Genomic DNA, 20679 nt, shown 5'->3' on the forward strand with positions numbered 1-20679 from the left:
AAATCCCCTACATAGTTACCTTGAAAGGCGAAGGGATGAATGTTACGACGAATATAAAAAGCGAAAGCCATCCAAGGAATCTCCTTTTAGGGTCAAGCCTCTGCTCCCAATGCATTACAGCAGGATGCCTTAAGCCCAATATGACCATTAAGACTGCCCAGATGCTCCAGCCTTCCCAAGAAAAGAAGCCTAAGACTGCAAGGACAAGCACAAGGCTCACTGAAAGATGCCTGTGAAACCTGCCAAGAAATGCAAAGGCAATATGTCCCCCATCGAGCTGACCAATTGGAATAAGGTTTAAGGAAGTTACAAAAAGCCCAATCCAGCCTGCAAAGGCAACTGGATGTAAAAGTATCTCATACCCTTCAGCCGGCACACCAACAACTGCATTAGACAGTGCCTTAAACAGCATTGAATCCCCAAGGCTTAATGTGACATCCATTGGTCTCATAATCACTTCCGAGCTATGAAGTCCAATAATGCTTGCAACCACTGACACGACAAACCCTACTACTGGGCCCGATGCACCTATATCTATAAGTGCTTGTCTTGTTTCTATAGGGGAACGCATCTTTATGAATGCCCCAAATGTCCCTATCGGAGAAAACGGAAAGGGTATGAAATAAGGAAGGGTTGCCTTTATGCGGTGCATCCTTCCTGCAAAATAATGGCTTAGCTCATGGCTCAAAAGTATTGCCATCAGGGTAAATGAAAACGGGATACCCTCAGAAATCCTCCACGGCTCTTTAAGGGGGTTTACACCCTTTTGCAGAGCACCTGCTAATGTGGTAGTAAGAAATGTCAGAAGGAAAAGCAAAACATGTAGATATGGAATCCTTTTCATATTATCCTCGGAAATAGATGTCTGCCTTTCTGAACCCTTTTTTTGCTCAGTAGAAATGCTCCCCACTTTAAGATTCCATTGGGGTTTTCAGATACGGTCTTTTCAATGGCATCTTCGATTCCCAACTGTCTCCATATCTCATCTCCTGTTTCAGGCATAAATGGATAAAGATAAATGGCTATAAGCCTTAAGGATTCGGCTAAGTGATAAAGTATGTTAGAAAGGGTTCCTTCGTCTTTTTCCTTCCATGGCGAAGAGTCCTCTATGTATTTGTTTACATCGTTGATAAAAGTCCAAAGATATATAAGAGCATTATGGAAATCAAGCCCTTTAAAAAACAGGTCATTATTATATTCAAAGGTATGAAGACTCCCTGTTGAATGAGGGTCACGAAACCTCGGCTGAAGATACCCTTCAAGGTCGGGTCTATCTTTACTATTTGTAGGTGGAGGGATTACACCCTCCCTGTATTTTTCAATCATAGTAAGTGTTCTACTTAAAAGGTTTCCTAAGTCATTTGCTAAGTCAGTGTTTATTCTTTTTATGAGTGCATCTTCAGAGAAGTCTCCATCTAAGCCAAACGGAACCTCCCTAAATAGAAAATATCTAAGGCTGTCAGCACCATATTTATCTATCATCTCATTAGGGTCTATGACATTTCCAATGGATTTTGACATTTTCCTACCTTTAACAGTCCACCAGCCATGGCTAAATATGGTTTTTGGAAGGGAAAACTCAAGTGCCATGAGCATCGTTGACCAGTAAACAGCATGGGTTGTGAGTATATCTTTTCCAATAATGTGTATGGTGTTTGAGTCTTCCCAGAAATCTCCATCCTTTAGGTCATTGGGCAGAAGGTATGTTCCTGCGGAATAATAATTAAGAAGTGCATCGAACCAGACATAGGTTACATAGCTCTTATCGAATGGAAGAGGTATTCCCCACGAAAGCCTGCTGATTGGCCTTGAGATACAGAGGTCTCCAAGGGACTGGCTTTTCAGAAACCCCAGAACCTCGTTTCTTCTTGTCTCAGGCATTATGTATGAGGGGTTTTCTTTTATATGTTCTATCAGTTTTTCCCGATACTTAGACATGAGGAAGAAATAGTTTTCCTCTTCTATGTGCTCGACTGCCCGAAAGCAGTCAGGGCATTTTCCGTCAATTAGGTCTTTGTCTGTCCAGAACCTCTCATCAGGCGTGCAATACCAGCCCGAATAAGCCCTTTTAACTATCTCACCCTTATCATATAGCCTTTGGAGCACCTCCCGAACGACCTTTTTATGCTCAGGGTCGGTCGTCCTTATAAAAGCAGAATTCGATATGTTACACCTTCTCCAGAGGACTTTAAAATTTTCAACCATAATGTCTGCATGCCCTTTTGGGGTTCTTTGTTTTTCCTTTGCGGCAATCTCCACCTTCTGTCCGTGCTCATCCACACCTGTAAGGAAAAAGACTTTTCTTCCTCTGAGTCTTTGGTAGCGGGCAAGTATATCTCCTGCAATTGTGCTATAGGCATGTCCTATGTGGGGCAGGTCATTCACATAGTAAATCGGAGTGGTAATAAAGGATTTCATATGTGTTTGAAGTCTTTCAGGAAGTCTTTTGAGCAGGTTCTGCCTTGCCCTCTCCGGTTTCCAACTCATAGCCAAGACAGCACATGAGTCTTCCGCATGCACCCGAGAGCTTGGCTGTGTTCAAGACAAGCTCCTGCTGTTTTGCCATCTTTATCGAGATTGGCTCAAAAGAGGTAAGAAAGCTTCTACAGCAAAGCTCTCTGCCACAGATGCCTAAGTTTCCTATGAGCCTTGCCTCATCTCTAACGCCAATTTGTCTTAGCTCTATCCTTGCCTTGAACTTTGCGGCAAGGTCTTTTACGAGCTCCCTGAAGTCTATTCTTGAGTCTGCTACAAAATAAAATATGATGCGTTTTTTATCCAATGTAACATCAGTGCACACAAGCTTCATAGGAAGCCCTCTTGCCATAACCCTTTCGAGGTAAAAAAGCCTTGCCTCCTCCTTTAGAGAGGCGTTTTCTCTTTCCTGAGCCATGTCCTCCTCTGTTGCCTTTCTTACTACAGGCTTAAGGGGTTTCTGTATCGGCTCATCCTTATGCCCTTTATAGACAACCCTTCCGATGCTTACCCCTAAGTCTGAGTCAACGACAACGAGGTCAGCCTTTTGGAGCTCAATCCCATTAGCTTCAAAATCGTATGTCTTACCGCATTTATGAAATCTTACACTAACAACATCAGGCATTTACCTTTGACCCCCTTAAAACCGAACCCACATAGTTCCATGTTATCGCCTTATTCAGGTTGAATCTGACATAGCCTCTTACACCAAGAAGTTTCCTGTAACACTCTATTATAACCACAGTGTCAGTCTTACTGCACAGGTTTTTTATAGCCTCTGCCATATCCCTGTTTATGAGGGCATCTACGGAGGCTGTTATTTTAAATACCGCCATATCCCTGAGAACCGTCAATGCAGTGTCAAGCCACTGCTCGATATCTGCCCTGTCTTTCCAGAGAGCCTTGCTTTGAGGTGTAAGGATTGCCTTTAACAGTTCCATAAACCTGTCTCTGCCTTTTATCAGGTCATCCGAGACAGCTAATCCGGGTCTTCCCATAGAAAGCCTGACCAGTTGGTCAACCACCTCCGAAGAACGGCTCTTTCTTCCGGTCCTTATGACATCTCTTGAGTTCTCAGGGCTAAGGGGCTTGAAATTTATGCGCATACACCGTGACCTTATGGTCTCAAGAAGACTATTGGGGCTCGATGTAATCAGTATGATAACGCTATCAAGAGGTGGCTCCTCAAGGCTCTTAAGGAATGCGTTTGAGGCAGATAGATTCATTGCATGGGCATCGTCAACGATAACAACCTTTGTTTTTGCCTCAAACGATTTAAGAGAAAGAACCTCTTCTTCGATTCGCCTTATCTCGGAAACCTTTATCTCATATGACCTCTTCTGAGAGGAGCCTTGCACTTCTTTTTCCACTCCTGCCCAGTCTTCTGTTTCACCTTGCTCAGGGCCAATAATAGAGAAATCAGGATGTATATTGGAATCTATCTTTCTACACGAGGAGCACTTATCGCATGCATCCAATGAGTCATGATAGGCATTCTTACAATTAAGTGCTTTTGCAAAGTTCACTGCTATGAGCTTTTTCCCGATGCCTTCTTCTCCTGCAAAAAGATATGAAGATGAGACCCTGCCTGTTTTCAATGCATGCCTGAGCATATCAATCTGTCTTTCATGACCTTTAACATCCTTCAATGCCATACTGAATTATAACCATCAGGGAGGATTCTTTACAAGGTAGGTGTATGGGTTCAGGACATATGAGACAAGTTATATCCCCCTCACCCTAACCCTCTCCCGCAAGGGGAGAGGGAATAGAAGGGGAGATTTGGGAAAGGGGTGGGTAAAAAGGGGAAGGGGGGGTAAACTGAGATTCTGAAACAAGTTCAGAATGACAGACCCTGTTTATCCCCTCCCTTGATGGGAGGGGTTAGGGGAGGGTGATTTAATTGACGCATTCAGTCTCATATGTATCTGAACTTATTCATAGCCTAATATTAAATCTCTTTTTAGGAAGGCTTGAAAAATCTCACTCAATAATGTTTTAGTATTTTTATGTCAGAACTTACCCCTTTAATGAAGCAATATCAGGACATCAAGAAAAAATATGCCGATGCCATCTTACTTTTCAGGCTTGGGGATTTCTATGAGATGTTCGGAGAGGATGCAAGGACTGCCTCAAAGGTTCTCCAGATAGCCCTGACAACGAGGGAAAAGGGTAAGGAGGAGCCTATGCCAATGTGTGGCGTTCCTTATTTTGCCGCAGACTCCTATATAACAAAGCTCATAAAAGCAGGGCATAAGGTTGCAGTATGCGAGCAGGTAGAAGACCCTAAAGATGCAAAGGGCATAGTTCAAAGAGAGGTGGTCAGGGTCATAACCCCAGGCACACATACACCTGAAAGCCCAAAAGAAAATAACTATATCATGAGCTTCATGCCCGAGGCTAAAAAACACTGCATAGCCCTTGTGGATGTCTCAACAGGAGAGTTTATAATATACGAAACCCTTAAGCCCATCGAGGATGAGATTGCGAGGGTTGAGCCAAAAGAGATAATTTACCCTGAAAGTCTGAAGGATAATCTCCATTACTCGGAGACCCTGAAAGAGCACTTTAGCACCCCCATAGAGGATTGGAGATTCGATTACGAGGAGGCATATAGATGTCTCCTCAGATACTTCAAGGTAGCATCGTTGGAAGGATATGGGTGTGAGGGCATGACAGGGTGCATCTCATCGGCAGGTGCACTTTTAAGCTACATAGAGGAGATAGAGAAGGTCAGTTCGAACCTCAAGAGGATTTCCCTGAGAAGCGAAAGCTCCACGATGTTTCTCGATGCCTCCACACAGAGGAATCTCGAACTCCTAAGGAACCTGAAGGGTGAGAAGGCAGAAGGCAGTCTTCTCTGGGCACTGGATGAGACACTTACGCCAATGGGCGGAAGGTTTCTAAGAGCCGCCTTACTTAACCCCCTTACAGATGTCAGGCTGATAAGGAAAAGGCTGAATGCAGTCAGGCATCTTGTGGAGGACTACTCGCTTGCCGAGACACTGAGAAACAGCCTGAGAAAGGTTCAGGACATAGAAAGGCTCGAAAGAAAGGTCTCTATGTCAACTGCAAACCCCAGAGACCTGATTGCCCTTAAAACCTCCATTTCGCATCTTCCGCATATCAAAAAAGCCACTTTATCTTCGGCAGACGATTATCTAAGGGAGCTATCAGAGGGTATCTCGGAACTGCCAGAGGTCATAGATCTCATCCAGAAAGGCATCGTAGAGCACCCGCCACTTGGTCTCAAAGAAGGTGGAATTATAAAAGACGGATTCAGTAAAGAGGTCGATGAGCTTAGGGCAGCCTCCAGAAGCGGAAAAAACTATATTGCCTCTTTAGAGGCAGAAGAAAGGCAAAAAACAGGCATATCCTCACTCAAGGTCGGCTATAACAGGATATTTGGCTACTACATAGAAGTCACAAATGCAAACCTCGAGCAGGTGCCTGAAAGATACATAAGAAAGCAGACTCTCGTTAGCGGAGAAAGGTTCATCACCCCGGAGGTTAAGGAGTTCGAATCAAAGGTCATAGGAGCAGAGGAAAAACTAAAGGCACTCGAATACCATGTATTTGGAGAGATTCTCGAGAGTATTAGGGAGCATTCGGAGCGTATCTTAAGCTCTGCCAGAAGTCTTTCTATAGTGGATTTCCTTCTTTCTTTGGCTGTAGTTGCAAAAAGGCATAACTATGTAATGCCTCATGTGGATGAAGGCACAGGCATAAAGATTTTAGAGGGAAGGCATCCTGTCTTAGAGAGGCTTCCAACGAAAGAAAGGTTTATATCGAACAGCGTTTATCTGGACAGTAAGACCCAGAGACTGCTCATAATAACGGGGCCAAATATGGCAGGGAAATCCACATACATAAGGCAGATAGCACTCATAGCCCTTATGTCGCAAATAGGCAGTTTTGTTCCTGCGGATGAGGCAGACATCGGAGTTGTGGACAGAGTCTTTACGAGAATCGGTGCATCGGATTTCCTTATAAAGGGACAGAGCACATTTATGGTGGAGATGATAGAGACCGCAAACATCTTAAACAATGCAACCGAGCGAAGCCTTATCCTTCTTGACGAGATAGGAAGAGGGACAAGCACATTTGACGGCATAAGCATTGCATGGGCAACTGCAGAATATATCGTTAGGCATATAATGGCAAGAACGCTTTTTGCGACCCATTATAACGAGCTTACAGAGCTTCCCCTTTCAGTGGATGCAGTTAAAAACCTCAATGTCGCAGTCAAGGAATGGGGCGAAGAGATTATATTTCTAAGAAAGATAGAAGAAGGCCCGGCTGATAAAAGCTATGGCATCCATGTTGCAAGGCTCGCAGGCATGCCTGAGGAGATTGTGCACAGGGCAAAGGATGTCCTGATGAGCCTCGAGCAAGAAACCTTAGCAACTACAGGCATGCCAAGACTTCAAAGGGGCAAAGGGAAGGCACAAGGACAGCTCAACCTCTTCATTGGGGCACAAGATGTCCTCGTCTTGGACCTAAAAAACATGGATATCGAAGGCATCCTCCCTGAGGATGCAGTTCGAAAGCTCAAGGAGCTGAAGGAAAAGGCAGGTCTTATTCCTTGACAAAAATAAAAACCTATGATATGAAATTCAAACAGCTTAGCTAAATAACTAATGCTTGCTCTAAAGCAGGATAAAATTTAACAGGAGGTGAGATAAAAATGAACCCTGAGAATCTAAGGTACCACAGAGAGCACACATGGGTTAAGGTCTCCGGTAAAAAGGCGACCATAGGCATAACCAATTATGCTCAGGAGGCGTTGGGCGATATAGTCTATATAGACCTGCCTGAGACAGACTCCACAGTCGAGCAAAACACAGAGGTCTCTGAGATAGAATCCACAAAGGCAACATCCTCTGTTATATCCCCTGTATCAGGAACGGTCATAGAGGTCAATGAGGACCTCTCTGAGTCCCCAGAGATAATAAACGAGGACCCTTATGGAAAAGGCTGGATTGCGGTTATCGAGATGTCCTCGGACTCGGAGGTGGATGACCTTATGGATTCAGGAGAATACGAGAAGTTCATAGAAGAGGAGGCAAAGTGAGGCTTGTCATAATCGGAGCAGGCCCAGGCGGATATGTCTCGGCTATTAAGTCAGCACAGTTAGGTGCAAGTGTTACCATAATAGAGGACACAGAGGTCGGTGGAACATGTCTGAACCGAGGGTGCATTCCAACAAAGGCACTTCTTGCCTCTACCGAGGCATATCAGAAGGCAAGGGGTATACAAGACTTTGGCATAGAGCTTAAGGGCGAGCTTGTGCCTGACATAAAAAAAATAATAGAAAGAAAAAACAAGGTCGTAAGCACTCAGGTAAAAGGCATAAGAGGACTTTTTAAAAGCTATGGCATAAACCTTATCGAGGGTAAGGGGATGCTCAAAAGCCCTGATGTGGTAGATGTCCAAAAGAAAGACGGCTCAACCCTCGTAGTAGAGGCAGATAAGATTATTATTGCTACGGGCTCAAGACCTGCAAAGCTTCCTCTTTTTCCATTTGACGGAAAAAGAATCCTTTCAAGCGACGATGCCCTGAACCTGACCGACCTCCCAAAGAGCCTTATAATCGTTGGTGCAGGTGCCATAGGATGCGAATTTGCCTGTATATTCAGCGCACTCGGCGTAGAGGTAACAATGATAGAAATGCTTCCGCGTGCCGTCTCGACAGAGGACATAGAAATCTCAGAGCTTTTCGAAAGAGAACTTAAGAAAAAAAAGATAAGGCTCATGACTAATGTCAGCGTAGAGAATGTCGTAGGAAAGGAAGACGGTATCCATGCCACGCTCTCAAACGGCACATCCGTTTCTGCCGAAAAAATATTAGTCTCCATAGGCAGGGCATTAAACACAGAAAGGCTCGGCATAGAGGCAGTAGGTATAAAGAAAGGACCTAAAGGCGAGATAACGGTCAATGAAAAAATGGAGACCAATATCAGCGGGATATACGCAATCGGAGATGTAACAGGCAGGGTGCTCCTTGCCCATGTGGCATCCAAAGGAGGCATTGTCTCTGCAATAAATGCCTGCGAGATGGAGGCATTCATGGACTACTCTGTTATACCTGCCGCTATATTCACATCTCCAGAGATAGCATCCGTAGGGCTCAGGGAATTTCAGGCAGTAGAAAAAGGCATTAAGACAGTAACAGGCCACTTCCAGTTCAGGGCATTAGGGAAGGCACATGCAATGGGAGAGATTACTGGGCTTATAAAGCTGATTGCAGAGGAAGCCTCAGACAGGGTTCTTGGAGGGCATATCATAGGCCCTCATGCCGCTGACCTCATACATGAAATAGCACTTGCCATAAGGGCAGGGCTAAAGATTAAGGACATTTCAGACACAATCCATGCACACCCAACACTCTCGGAAGGAGTTATGGAGGCGGCAGAGGATGTCCATGGAACTGCAATTCATCTGCCGAAAAAATAAATGTGATCGCAAAGAAAGAATCCAATTGGGTTACGGTTTCAAGGCAAACCTACAGATACCTGTTCTCTGAATTGGATGTGCTTCTAAGGGCTTTGGATAGATTCTTCAGGCAGTCCAATAAGTCGTTTTCAAAGGATGTAACCGCAGGTAAAAACTTTCGCAACGAGCTCACCGTAGCCCGTGACACCACACTCAGAATATTAGGTGTATTGGAGGTTGTAATCCCAGAGAACAAAAAAAATGCATACGGGTTTCAGAAGTTCGCAGAGGCTAAACTCTTTGACGACATGAAAAGGGATTTCTTCACCGTAGAGATATACAAACAGGACACCCCTGAAAAGGGCCTCTACCTTCTTTATGACTCCTTCATAAACTTGAAGGGCATTATTACCGACCTCCTCAGAAACGAAAACATAACATATGTAGGCTTTACAAACATAGGCGAGGTCATTGTCAAGAGCATAAGGGACAATGCATTCTTTAACCCATTTATAAAAGACATAAATCCCGAATTCGATACAATAGAAAACCATAGGATTTCCGAAATCGTCAGAAACATAAATGACAGGAATGTTAAAAAGGCAGTGTCCCTGATATTCGTTCAGCTTTTCAGGTTCCTTAGACACTTAGGACATGTGGACATAACTACCCCAAGATATACGGCACTTCACTCATCCCTACTCATAACAATCCTCCTTAGGTTTGAGATCGAGGCATTCAGGAATTACATAGAAAGGATTGGCAATAAGCTCGAAGACGAAAGACTGAAGGAAACCCTTCAGTCTCTTTCCTATCAGTTCTCGATGGAGACAAAAAGGGTCTATCTTCAGGAGCTAAAGGATATATTCGAAAAGAAAGCCCCAAAACAGCTTAGAGGTAAGATTGAAAACAGCCACGGAATATTAAAAAACCTCTCGGAGCAGGCTATCATCCAGATTGCACAGGTCTTCAGTCCCCTGATAAAAGGCGAGGAGATATTTTCGAGCTTTACCACAAAAATAGAGCAATCCCTTAAGTTAAGAGAAGATATATATGTGTTTGACCAAATCCTGAGCAGGCTCGAAAAAGAAAAACAGGAGCTTAAAAAAGGAACTGCCATACTTAAATCCCTCAGAAGCTTCATGTCATATTTCGAGAGCTTTACATTCAGACTTCTCAGGCATGACGACTATGAAGAGTTTTTATCTTTTTTCGAGGAGATACAGAAATTCATGTCTGACACTATAACTGCCGAGGAGTTTGAGCGAGCATTGGAGATATGCAGGCACTTTAGGATATTTCTTGAGACGACCCTCAGGCATATAGAAAACAGGGCAGAGCTTCTGGGAAAGCCATTGGATGTAAAGAAGTCAGGGATGCTGTTAAGCCAGTATGTATAAGAAAGGTTTTGGATTTTGTCACCCTGAATTTATTTCAGGGTCTAAGAGATGCTAAACTGAGATGCTGAAACAAGTTCAGCATGACAGATATGGTGTATGATGACAATTTTAGGAGGGGTTTTATGAAAAGGCTATTTGCATTAATTTTAATAGGTGAGACATCTCTCTTTAGTAATAGCTCAAGATGTGGTATAATTCTCAAAAGGCTCAAGTGGTAAAAGTATGCCTACTGTTTTAAGGATAGGTTCTTACAGATTCCATTTCTATTCTGATGAGCTTAGAGAGCCTCCACACATTCATATAGAAACCCCTGAGGGCGAATGCAAATTCTGGTTAGAGCCTATTAGACTTGCAAGAAACAAAGGTGTTACTCCTCGTATAATTCGGGAGATTGAAAAATTAGTCTTTGAACATCAAACTTTTTTAAAGGAGAAATATTATGACTACCATAAGCGCTGAAAAAGAAACAATTGTTGAACCTACTGCTATAAGGGCATGGGCAGAAGGCAGAATGGTTTTTGTAGAGCTTACAGATGGCAGAATAATTGGTTTTCCTGCTGACCGATTCAAGATTCTTAAAAACGCAACCGATGAACAGCTAAAAGAAGTAAAGATACGGTTAAACGGCTATGCATTAAGGTGGGAGTCTCTGGATGAGGATATTACAGTGCCAGGAATTGTTACTGGTAATTTTCAATTACCATAAAGGAGGAGGGTTTTATGAAAAAGATTTTTTTCGCTTATGTCATTCCAAGCTTGTCTCGGAATCTCAAATGTCTTAACCCTTGCCCTCTCCCACAGAAGCGGGATTTAAAACCATAGTTCATTTTTTACTTGACAAAAGGGGTTAAATCCTATACTATATGACTATAGTTTATAAGAAACTGGGAAAGACAGGTCATTCCCGCTTGTCGGGAATCGTTCTTTAAGAAGGATTCTGGACAAGCCAGAATGACAAGCTGGACAAGCCAGGATGATGGAAGGGGTGCAGAATGACGGGGATTAATGTTAATTATTAAAGCAAAATTAAAGCAGGAATCATTAAAAATCAAGGACTTAGCATACCACCACCCCTCCCCTATTAAATTAAAGCAAGGAGGTCTGATAGGACATTTCTAAATTGGCTTGATAATAAGATTTGAGATTATATTTTGAACCCCAAAAAATCTGTGATTTTTTGGGGACCCGGGTAAAGGAGGAGGCGTTATGGGAGAGATTATAGGAATACATGCAAGAGAGATATTGGACTCAAGGGGAAATCCGACTGTTGAGGTAGAGGTTATGCTGGACAGTGGAGCCACAGCCCGAGCAGGTGTGCCATCAGGTGCCTCAGTAGGAAAAAAAGAAGCACTTGAGCTTAGGGACAAAGACAAAAGATACCACGGGAAAGGCGTAAGGCTTGCAGTCAAAAATGTTATCGATGAGATAGAGCCGAGATTAAGGGGAAGAGAATCCACTGACCAGCCTTTGATAGACAATCTCCTCATAGAGTTAGATGGCACGGAAAACAAGCAGAGGCTTGGAGCAAATGCAATCTTAGGGGTCTCTATGGCAGTGTGCAGGGCATCTGCTATGGAGACAGGACTCCCGCTTTATAGATATATAGGAGGCGTAAATGCGAGGGTGCTTCCAGTTCCTATGATGAATATCCTTAATGGAGGCGTTCATGCGGCAAATAACTTAGACATTCAGGAATTCATGATAATGCCTGTAAATTTCAAAAGCTTTAGCGAGGCACTCAGGGCAGGAGTAGAGGTCTTTCATACACTTAAGAGGATTCTCGAAAAATACGGCTATTCCACCTCAGTTGGAGATGAGGGCGGATTCTCTCCTGATTTAAAAAACAACGAAGAGGCATTATCCCTGATTCTTAAGGCAATCTCGGAAGCAGGATATGAAAAAGATATCTACATGGCGCTGGATGTTGCGGCATCGGAGTTTTACGAAAACGGAAAATACAGTTTCGAAGGCAAAAAGCTCTCAAGCAGGGAATTAGTCTCATACTATCAGAGCCTCATCGAGAAATACCCCATATTATCCATAGAAGATGGTATGTCAGAGGATGACTGGGATGGATGGAGACTCATTGGAAGTGCATTAGGCAAAAAGACACAGATTGTTGGCGACGATGTCTTTGTCACAAACACAAACATTATCTCAAAGGCAATCAAGGAGGGGATTGCAAACTCGGTGCTCATAAAGCTTAACCAGATAGGCACACTCACAGAGACATTGGATGCCATAGAGATGACAAAGACAGCCTCCTACACAGCAGTCATATCCCACCGCTCAGGCGAGACAGAGGACACTACGATTTCAGACCTTTCGGTTGCATGTAACACAGGCTTTATAAAAACAGGCTCTCTTGCCAGAGGCGAGAGGGTGGCTAAATATAACAGGCTTCTCAGAATAGAGGAAGAACTGTCAGAAAGGGCTATATATAAAAAAATGTCTGCGTTTTATAATATAATGTAGAAATGACGAACTCGGCTAATCTTCTTAAAAGGCAGGTAAGGCAGGAGCTCAGGAAAAGAAGATATGTGTTTTATACAGCCGCACTTCTGTTTTTGCTCTATATAGCGGTAAGCTTTATCTTTGGCGAAACAGGCATCCTTAGATTCATGAATCTAAAGCAGAAGGAAACTGCACTTCAAACAGAGGTAGAGGATATTAAAAGGCAGAATGCAAACCTAAAGGCATCTATCGACTCCTACAAGGAAAACGACTTTTACATGGAAAAGCACGCAAGAGAAGACTTTAGCCTTTCAAAACCCGACGAATACATTTTCGTTTATGACAAATGACCCATTAAATGTTGCCTTCCTCTGGCACATGCACCAGCCTTACTACAAAGACCCTTTTACAGGTTCATACATACTTCCCTGGGTAAGACTTCATGCAGTTAAAGACTATCTGGACATGGTTGAAATCCTAAGCGGATTCCCCTCGATAAAGCAGACATTCAACCTCGTTCCCTCCCTCCTCGAGCAGATTAAGGATTACTCGGAGGGTAATGTTGTGGAGACATATCTCGATATAGCAGGAAAAGAGGCAGATTCCCTTACCAATGAGGACAAGGCATTCATGTTAGAGAATTTTTTCTATGCAAACTGGAAGACAATGATAAAGCCATTTCCGAGATACCATGAGCTTCTGAGGATGAGAGGTCTCAGGTTTTCAAAAGGAGAGGCGAAAAGCACACTCAGGTATTTCGATAAAAAGGACTTTCTCGACCTTCAGGTGCTGTTTAACCTTGCATGGATAGACCCGCTTTTTAGGCAGACGGACAAGGAACTATCTGAGATTGTAGATAAAGGCAGTGGTTACACTGGCAATGACAAGGCAGTTGTTCTTGGAAAGCAGTTTGAGATAATCGGAAAGATACTGCCCAGATACAAGGAGCTATGGGATGCAGGACAGATAGAGCTTTCGACATCAGCATATTATCATCCCATACTGCCTCTTCTTCAGGACACTGACGAGGCAAAAAAATCAACTCCTGACATAAGACTTCCGAAAAGAAGGTTTATGCATCCAGAAGATGCAGTATGGCAGATTAAAAATGCAATGGATTACTTTCAAAGGGTATTTGGCAAAAAGCCCTTTGGCATGTGGCCCCCAGAAGGCTCTGTCTCAGAGTCCGTCTTAAAGGCAATGAGGAATGAAGGCATCAACTGGACTGCAACTGACGAGGAGGTGCTTGGAATATCTATTTCAAAGCCCATGAGGGACAAGGCAGGGCATATAGCAGAGCCGAATATCCTTTATAAGGCATATAGATTTTCAGATGTAAATATCATATTCAGGGACCATGGCTTATCTGACCTCATAGGGTTTGTGTATTCGAGTTGGAACCCAAGGGATGCCGCAAAGGACTTGATTAAAAATCTCATTGGCATCCAAAAAACCCTTAGAGAAAGCAGTAGGTATATCGTCCCAATAATCTTAGATGGAGAAAACGCATGGGAATACTACAGAAACGATGGAAGGGACTTCCTTCTTTATCTATATGAAGGCATAGAGAAAGAAGAAAGGCTAAGGACAGTTACTGTCTCAGAGTATCTCATGGAGCATCCGGATTCAGAGCCCCTCGAAAGACTCCATTCTGGCTCATGGATTTATGCAAACTTCAAGACATGGATAGGACATGAGGAGGACAACCTTTCGTGGGATTACCTATTGGAGACAAGGGATAGCCTTTCTGAGTTTCAAAGCCAGCACCCCTCAGAAAACCTCTCTAAGGCATGGAGAGCTATATACATTGCAGAAGGAAGCGACTGGAACTGGTGGTATGGAGATGAGCATCTCTCTGAAACCCAAAAGGAATTCGATGAGCTTTATAGGGCAAACCTCATTAAGGTTTATAGGGAAATCGGGAAAGAGCCACCCTCACACCTCTATATACCAATCCTCAAGGCAGATAGGGCTGTTTTGCCAAAAAAGACCATTAGGGGCTTTATCAGCCCTAAAATGGATGGAATAGTTACAAGCTATTTCGAATGGTATCAGTCTGCATCTATGGATGTAGGAAAATCAGGCGGAAGCATGCATAAGGCAGAAAGCCTTCTTTCAGAGATACACTATGGCTTTAACCTCGATAACCTCTTCCTCAGATTAGACCCAAAGCTTCCATTCAGGGAGTTCCCCGAAGGCTCGACCCTAAGTATATTTTTCTTAAAACCAGATGGGTTTAAAGTAGATGTCACACTCACGGATAAATTAGAAGCAGGGCTTTTTGAGAAATCAGGCGAGATATGGCAGAAAAAGATAGATATAGCGGATGTAGCAATAGATGAGATTTTCGAGATAGGAATACCCTTTTCATCTCTAGATGTAAAGCCCTCAGATGAGGTAGCCCTCTCTATCTCTGTGAATAAGGAAGGAGATGAGATAGAAAGATGCCCATGGAGGGGCTATATAAGCCTGATTGCACCTACTGCTGACTTTGAGGCTATAATGTGGTATTAATTAGATGATACCTGAATTTTTGGAGCCTATTACGCTTAGCTGGCCACATGCTGCCATTATGTCTTTGCCTTTGCTTTTTCTTATGAGTGCTGTAAGCCCTGAGCTAATCAGGATATCCTGAAACTTGAGGGTAGATTCATCTGATGGTCTTTTAAACTCGCACCCATCGTACTCATTAAATGGTATGAGATTGACCTTCGATGGAATTCCCTTAATCAGTCTTACGAGCCTTTTTGCATCGTCCTCTTTATTGTTTATTCCATCTAAAAGAACATATTCAAATGTAATCCTTCTTCTTTTTTGAAGGGAATAGCTCCTGCATGCACCAATCAAGGCTTTAATCGGGTATTTTCTATTAACAGGCATTATAAAATCCCTGACCTTATCGGTAGTTGCATTAAGGGACACCGCAAGGTTTACATGAGGAGCCGTCTCTGAGAGTTTTAGTATTTTTGGAACTATGCCTGCGGTTGAAAGGGTTATCTTTCTTGTAGGGAAATGCATAAGCTCGGTTAGCCTGAAAAGTGCCTCTATCACCTCGGTAAAGTTCATAAGAGGTTCTCCCATTCCCATAAGCACAATATTGGTTATTTGGCTTTCAGGAGAAAGCCTTCTTGCCGATATAACCTGCTCTATTATTTCAAATGCCCTTAGATTTCTCTTTAGCCCCATCCTTCCTGTCAGACAGAACCTGCATGCCAGGGCACAGCCTACCTGTGATGAGATGCAGAGCGTAAGGCGGTCCTCATCGGGAATTAAAACGCTTTCAACCTTATTTCCATCTTCTAATCCAAAGAGAAATTTCTTTGTGCCGTCCCGAGATACCCTTGTTTCGATAAGCTCAAGACTGCTTAGATATGAGAGCTCATCGAGCCTTAGCCTTAGGTCTTTGGAAAGGTCTGTCATCTCATCAATCCTACTTGCCGATTTTACATAAATCCACCTGAGTATCTGACCTGCCCTGTAATCAGGCAGTCCAAGCTCACTTACAAATTCCTTTATCTCGTTTGAGCTTAATGCCCTTAGATTGACTTTATCCATGTTTTATTATAACTTTTCAAAGGATGCTTAAGATAAAAGGTATCTTAGTTTTAGCAATGCTATTTGTGACTCTGCCTCTTCAGGCAGAGGTCATCGAAAGGGTCTCTGCATTTATAGACGATGAGGCAATAACCTTGAGCGAGCTCGAGGATGCTTACCGAAAGACAGTAAAACTAAAACCCGATATAAGCTATGAGGAGGTCTTAAACACCTTGATTAACAGGTCACTGATTCTCATGGATGCAAGGAGGCTTAGGCTTGAGGCAGAAAGCGATGAGGCTGTTATAGAGCAGTATATCGACCTCAAGGTCAGGGCATTCGTAAACATATCCGAGAATGAGATAGAGGATTTTTTTAATAAAAACAAGGCAGAATTTAAGGGGCTAAAACTTAAGGATGTTAGAGAAAAGATTGAGGTTTATCTTGAGGAAAAGGAAGTAAACGAGAAACTGAAAAGCCAGATTGAGAAATTAAAAGAAGGTGTCTATATAAAGATAATCTACTATCCTGTCCAATAGATATTACTTATCCTCAATCTTTCTAAAAAAGCAGGTCCTATTGCCTGTATGACATGCACCTGAGCCATTCTGGATGACCTTTACGAGGAGTGTGTCCTCATCACAGTCATAAAGGACCTCTTTTACCTCTTGCAAATTGCCTGAGGTCTCGCCCTTTTTCCAGTATTTCTTTCTTGAGCGTGACCAGAAGTGTGTGTACCCTGTTTTAAGAGTCATCTCGAGGGCGGTTCTGTCCATATAGGCGACCATCAGGACCTCGCCTGTATTTACCTCCTGTATTACAGCAGGGATAAGACCTTTTTCGTCATATTTAAGCTCAGGCAGCATTTTAATTATTTTACATAAAATACCCCTTTTAATCCATTTTTTAGAATCTTCTCTATCAAGCCAAAGTAGAAATGTCCTATCGTATAAAAAATCGTTGCCATCTCCTTTTCCACCTTTTCTTGTCATTGCGAGTCCATCCTTTAAAGCTTTTGTCAAGTAAAAGATAGCCTCCTGTTGAAAAATTACATGAAAACGAATATAGTATTTCCTATGTGGCGGGAAAAGGACATAGTAAGGGCTTTTAAGAAAGGCGACACTATCATCGGGGAAGGCGACCCAGGTAGGGAGATGTTCATAATCCAGTCTGGCTCTGTTGATGTTTTTAAGGGAGAAGGGGAAGGTAGAATTCATCTTGCCACACTTCAAAGGGGTGATTTCTTTGGGGAGATGTCCATACTTGAGAATGTCAGAAGGTCTGCCACTGTCATAGCACGAGAGGAAACAAGCCTTCTGGTGCTGAATGCAGGGAATTTCCTTGTAAAGATAAGGAAAGACCCAACATTTGCCTTTAGCTTAATGCAGAGGATGAGTAATAGAATCAGGGTTCTCAATGAAAAACTCTCAGCACAGAAGGATGCCGAATCAGCAAAGACAGTGGAAATGGCAGAGTATTTAAAATAAAAAATTATTTTCGGGGTGCAGATGGGCAGATTTAATACCTTAGTAGAGGAAGAGCATCTTTATATCATCTCGGACCTTCATTTAGGGAATCCCTCTTTTATTCAGGGAGGAGGATTTAGCTCTTTCCTCAAGCACATCTCAGGTAAGGATGTAAACCTCTGCATCAACGGAGATGGGCTTGACCTTCTTCAGATATCGTTTCCGAAATTAATGCTCGTTTTCCCTGATGTTCTGGAGGCACTACGGGGCTTTTTAAACTCAGGCAGTAACAAAATCTACTACATAGTTGGAAACCACGACATATACCTCGAGGGATTTCTCGAGGACTCCGGGATTTTTAATGTAGTGCCATTCCTCGATGTTGTCTCAGGTAAAAGGCGCATCCATATAGAGCATGGACACCTCTATGACCGCTTCTTTCTTTATCATCCAGAGATTTACATACAGCTGACGAAGTTTTTCGGACTCCTTTTAAGGGCAGCACCAGGGCTTTTCCGTGTCTGGGATAAGGCACTTCTTGCCTTTTCCTCCATTTTAGCAAAAAAGCAGGATGTTGGCTTGTTTGACAGGCGCTCCTCTATCGAGGCCGCAGAGGATATTCTCAAAAGAGGCTTTGATGTGGTTGTCTTTGGTCATACCCACAGGTTTGGCATATACGATTCAGGACAAAATAGAAAGTACTTCAATACAGGAAGCTGGATTGGCAAGATAGGCCATTATGTAGAGATTGATAGCAACCTCAATCAGGAGAAAATACCCAAGAAGGCACGCAGAAAAAAGGCATTAAAGACTTCTTAAAGGAAAATATAAAAGGCACTGCCGAATACAAATTCTTTGGGCAATTCCATAAGGTCAGACAGGACAAAAAACAATATCTCCATGAGTTGCTCCTCAATTTAGACCTGAAATACCCTTTGGGCAAGGGGAAAAGCATTGTTTTAAAGCCTTTATTCAGAGGAGACAACAGGCACTTTACACAGGGCGTGGTTGACACGGCAAAGGAAGCAGATGAGCGAAGATATTATGTGAATTTCAAAGAGGCATATATAGCATTTCGTGGTGAGCAGGCAGATTTTTATTTAGGCAAAAGGCTTTACTCCTGGGGCAAGGCAGAGGGCTTTAATCCCACTGACAACATAAACCCTTATGACTTTATGGATTTTCTTGACAGGGAAAAGCTTGGAGTCTTCTCAGCCTCGGTTGAATATGCCATTGGAGAGTCCACTGTCGAGGTTGTGCTGATACCTCTTTTCACTCCGTCACGACTGCCTGAGCAAAACAACAGGTGGGCAGGCAATGTAGAAGACCAGGTGACCATCACAACAGTGTCCCAGCTTCCTCAGGCAGATTTGAGGGGAAGGGAGGTTCCAGCCAACACCCTCGAAAACACTCAGATGGCAGGAAGGCTTAAGACAACCATTTCAGGCTGGGACTTTGCATTGAGCATCTACCATGGCATGGACAGCATACCTGCGGCAGAAGAAGAGGTCATAGCAGGGACAACATACTATACCCCCAAATTCAACCCCATAAACGAGTACGGCTTTGCAACTGCCACGACATTTGACAAGTTAGAGCTTCATGCAGAGGTATCCCACAGGGACACACTTCACGGAAACGACGACGATTTCATTGCCTATATAGCAGGTGGAAGTTATAGCTGGGATGAGCTTGGAGAGCTTATCGAGAAACTGAGCCTTTATTTCGAGTACGCAGGCGAAGGGATAACACTTGGAAAGAGAAATCCAAATCGGCATAGCTCATCCTCCTACAGCAGGCCATTCAAAAACTCTGTGCTTGGAAGTCTGGTCTTTAAATTTAATGAGGATGCCGAGTTTCAGCTCGGAGGCTCATATAACATCTCCGACGATGACTACTACATACAGCCAAAGGCAACTTACAAGTTTTCAGACAAGCTTAAGTTGAAGGCTGGCTTTGACATCCTCAGGGGCGACAGGGAGACATTCTGGGGCAAGTGGAGGAAAAACGACCGCTTCTTTGCGCATCTTATATGGCATTTTTAAGACTGTTGATATATAATCTTTAGAATTTCCAATGAGGGGGTTTGTATGAAAAAGCCATCAGGAAGTCTGTTCATGGGTTTATGGATATTTGCCTTTTCTTTAGCCATTGTCTTAGCACCTACAGTTTCTTCCGCAATGACTGGAAAAGAGATTATGGAAAAGCAGAAACAGATCCAGCAGGCAAACGACGAAAAAGAGGTCCTTTCCATGAAGCTCATAGACAAAAAAGGCAATGTAAAGGAAAGAGAGGTTGTCAGATATTCCATGAAGACTGCCTCTACAGTCAACAAGATAATGATGATATTCAACAAGCCCTCTGACATCAAAGGCACAGGGCTTCTTACATGGGAGCAAAAAGGCAGAGATGATGACCAGTGGCTTTACCTTCCAGAGCTTGGAAAGGAAAAACGCATTGCCTCTGGAGGTAAAAAGAACAAGTTTATGGGCACTGACTTTGCCTTCGAGGACCTCCGTCCCGAAAACCTCTCGACACATGAGTATAACCTTACTGCAAGCGAGACAATCGAAGGAAAGGACTGCTATGTAATAGAGGCTATCCCAATAGGGAAGGAAGAAAAGGAAAGCGGATACTCAAAGCGAAAGTTCTGGATCAGAAAGGACATCTTCTTTACGGTAAAGGTAGAATATTATGACAAAAAAGGAAAACATATAAAGACACAGGAAAACAAAAACCCGAAGAATGTCAGTGGCTCTGTCTGGAGAAGCGATGAGATAGTAATGGAAGACCATGAGGAAAACCACAAGACTACATTAGCTGTCCAGTCAAGGGAAGTAAACAAAGGACTGAAGGAAGACTTCTTCAGCCTAAGACAACTGATGTCGCAATAGGTAGAGGCTATAGCGGATTTT

The 20679-nt window shown here is 43.2% G+C and carries 20 protein-coding genes; 14 read left to right on the forward strand and 6 right to left on the reverse strand.

The window, feature by feature from the left end:
• Positions 1-7 precede the first annotated feature (7 nt).
• The 4 genes from HY805_07320 to HY805_07335 are packed head-to-tail and all read right to left on the reverse strand — an operon-like array spanning position 8 to position 4130.
• Positions 8-844 (reverse strand): site-2 protease family protein, encoded by an 837-nt coding sequence (locus HY805_07320; GenBank protein MBI4824020.1) that lies wholly within the window; start codon positions 842-844, stop codon positions 8-10.
• Complete coding sequence (metG, locus tag HY805_07325; GenBank protein MBI4824021.1) at positions 841-2418, reverse strand: methionine--tRNA ligase; 1578 nt, start codon at positions 2416-2418, stop codon at positions 841-843. Before metG ends, HY805_07320 begins: the two co-directional genes overlap by 4 nt.
• Before the next feature lie 16 nt (positions 2419-2434).
• Positions 2435-3100, reverse strand: a complete 666-nt coding sequence (locus HY805_07330; protein MBI4824022.1) for a hypothetical protein — start codon at positions 3098-3100, stop codon at positions 2435-2437.
• Positions 3093-4130, reverse strand: coding sequence for an AAA family ATPase (locus HY805_07335; protein ID MBI4824023.1), 1038 nt, complete (start codon positions 4128-4130; stop codon positions 3093-3095). Before HY805_07335 ends, HY805_07330 begins: the two co-directional genes overlap by 8 nt.
• A gap of 354 nt (positions 4131-4484) precedes the next feature.
• Between HY805_07335 and mutS the strand changes: the two genes are divergently transcribed.
• The 9 genes from mutS to HY805_07380 all read left to right on the forward strand — a co-directional run bounded on the left by mutS (position 4485) and on the right by HY805_07380 (position 15278).
• Positions 4485-7064, forward strand: a complete 2580-nt coding sequence (mutS, locus tag HY805_07340; GenBank protein ID MBI4824024.1) for a DNA mismatch repair protein MutS — start codon at positions 4485-4487, stop codon at positions 7062-7064.
• Positions 7065-7162: 98 nt separating this feature from the next.
• Positions 7163-7549: a glycine cleavage system protein GcvH gene (gcvH, locus tag HY805_07345; protein MBI4824025.1), complete on the forward strand. Its 387-nt coding sequence runs from the start codon at positions 7163-7165 to the stop codon at positions 7547-7549.
• Positions 7546-8931, forward strand: coding sequence for a dihydrolipoyl dehydrogenase (gene lpdA / locus HY805_07350; protein ID MBI4824026.1), 1386 nt, complete (start codon positions 7546-7548; stop codon positions 8929-8931). The genes gcvH and lpdA overlap by 4 nt, the downstream gene beginning before the upstream one ends.
• A gap of 2 nt (positions 8932-8933) precedes the next feature.
• On the forward strand, positions 8934-10310 hold the full coding sequence (locus HY805_07355; protein MBI4824027.1) for a hypothetical protein: 1377 nt from the start codon (positions 8934-8936) through the stop codon (positions 10308-10310).
• A gap of 222 nt (positions 10311-10532) precedes the next feature.
• On the forward strand, positions 10533-10769 hold the full coding sequence (locus HY805_07360) for a DUF4160 domain-containing protein (GenBank protein MBI4824028.1): 237 nt from the start codon (positions 10533-10535) through the stop codon (positions 10767-10769).
• On the forward strand, positions 10750-11016 hold the full coding sequence (locus HY805_07365) for a DUF2442 domain-containing protein (protein ID MBI4824029.1): 267 nt from the start codon (positions 10750-10752) through the stop codon (positions 11014-11016). Before HY805_07360 ends, HY805_07365 begins: the two co-directional genes overlap by 20 nt.
• Positions 11017-11516: 500 nt before the next feature.
• Complete coding sequence (gene eno, locus HY805_07370; protein MBI4824030.1) at positions 11517-12785, forward strand: phosphopyruvate hydratase; 1269 nt, start codon at positions 11517-11519, stop codon at positions 12783-12785.
• A 2-nt stretch (positions 12786-12787) separates the two neighbouring features.
• The gene (locus tag HY805_07375; protein MBI4824031.1) at positions 12788-13114 is read left to right on the forward strand and encodes a septum formation initiator family protein; all 327 of its coding nucleotides are present in this window, start codon (positions 12788-12790) and stop codon (positions 13112-13114) included.
• Positions 13104-15278 (forward strand): hypothetical protein, encoded by a 2175-nt coding sequence (locus HY805_07380; protein MBI4824032.1) that lies wholly within the window; start codon positions 13104-13106, stop codon positions 15276-15278. The genes HY805_07375 and HY805_07380 overlap by 11 nt, the downstream gene beginning before the upstream one ends.
• Here the strand turns inward: HY805_07380 and rlmN are convergent, their stop codons facing one another.
• A complete protein-coding gene (gene rlmN, locus HY805_07385) occupies positions 15279-16319 on the reverse strand; it encodes a 23S rRNA (adenine(2503)-C(2))-methyltransferase RlmN (GenBank protein ID MBI4824033.1) in 1041 nt (346 codons plus the stop codon). It abuts the gene before it with no gap.
• A gap of 23 nt (positions 16320-16342) precedes the next feature.
• Between rlmN and HY805_07390 the strand changes: the two genes are divergently transcribed.
• Positions 16343-16837 carry a hypothetical protein gene (locus HY805_07390; GenBank protein MBI4824034.1) on the forward strand — a complete coding sequence of 165 codons (495 nt, stop codon included), beginning with the start codon at positions 16343-16345 and terminating at the stop codon, positions 16835-16837.
• 3 nt (positions 16838-16840) lie between these two features.
• Here HY805_07390 and hisI read toward each other — a convergent pair whose 3' ends face one another.
• Positions 16841-17164 (reverse strand): phosphoribosyl-AMP cyclohydrolase, encoded by a 324-nt coding sequence (hisI, locus tag HY805_07395; protein MBI4824035.1) that lies wholly within the window; start codon positions 17162-17164, stop codon positions 16841-16843.
• A 210-nt stretch (positions 17165-17374) separates the two neighbouring features.
• Here hisI and HY805_07400 point away from each other — a divergent pair, with 210 nt between their 5' ends.
• The 4 genes from HY805_07400 to HY805_07415 all read left to right on the forward strand — a co-directional run bounded on the left by HY805_07400 (position 17375) and on the right by HY805_07415 (position 20658).
• Positions 17375-17785 carry a cyclic nucleotide-binding domain-containing protein gene (locus tag HY805_07400; protein MBI4824036.1) on the forward strand — a complete coding sequence of 137 codons (411 nt, stop codon included), beginning with the start codon at positions 17375-17377 and terminating at the stop codon, positions 17783-17785.
• 21 nt (positions 17786-17806) lie between these two features.
• Positions 17807-18583, forward strand: coding sequence for a metallophosphoesterase (locus HY805_07405; GenBank protein MBI4824037.1), 777 nt, complete (start codon positions 17807-17809; stop codon positions 18581-18583).
• Between the two features lie 116 nt (positions 18584-18699).
• The gene (locus tag HY805_07410) at positions 18700-19809 is read left to right on the forward strand and encodes a hypothetical protein (protein MBI4824038.1); all 1110 of its coding nucleotides are present in this window, start codon (positions 18700-18702) and stop codon (positions 19807-19809) included.
• A 45-nt stretch (positions 19810-19854) separates the two neighbouring features.
• Complete coding sequence (locus tag HY805_07415; GenBank protein ID MBI4824039.1) at positions 19855-20658, forward strand: outer membrane lipoprotein-sorting protein; 804 nt, start codon at positions 19855-19857, stop codon at positions 20656-20658.
• The last annotated feature ends 21 nt before the right edge of the window (positions 20659-20679 follow it).

The sequence above is a fragment of the Nitrospirota bacterium genome, from assembly GCA_016207905.1.
Classification (GTDB): domain Bacteria; phylum Nitrospirota; class Thermodesulfovibrionia; order Thermodesulfovibrionales; family JdFR-86; genus JACQZC01.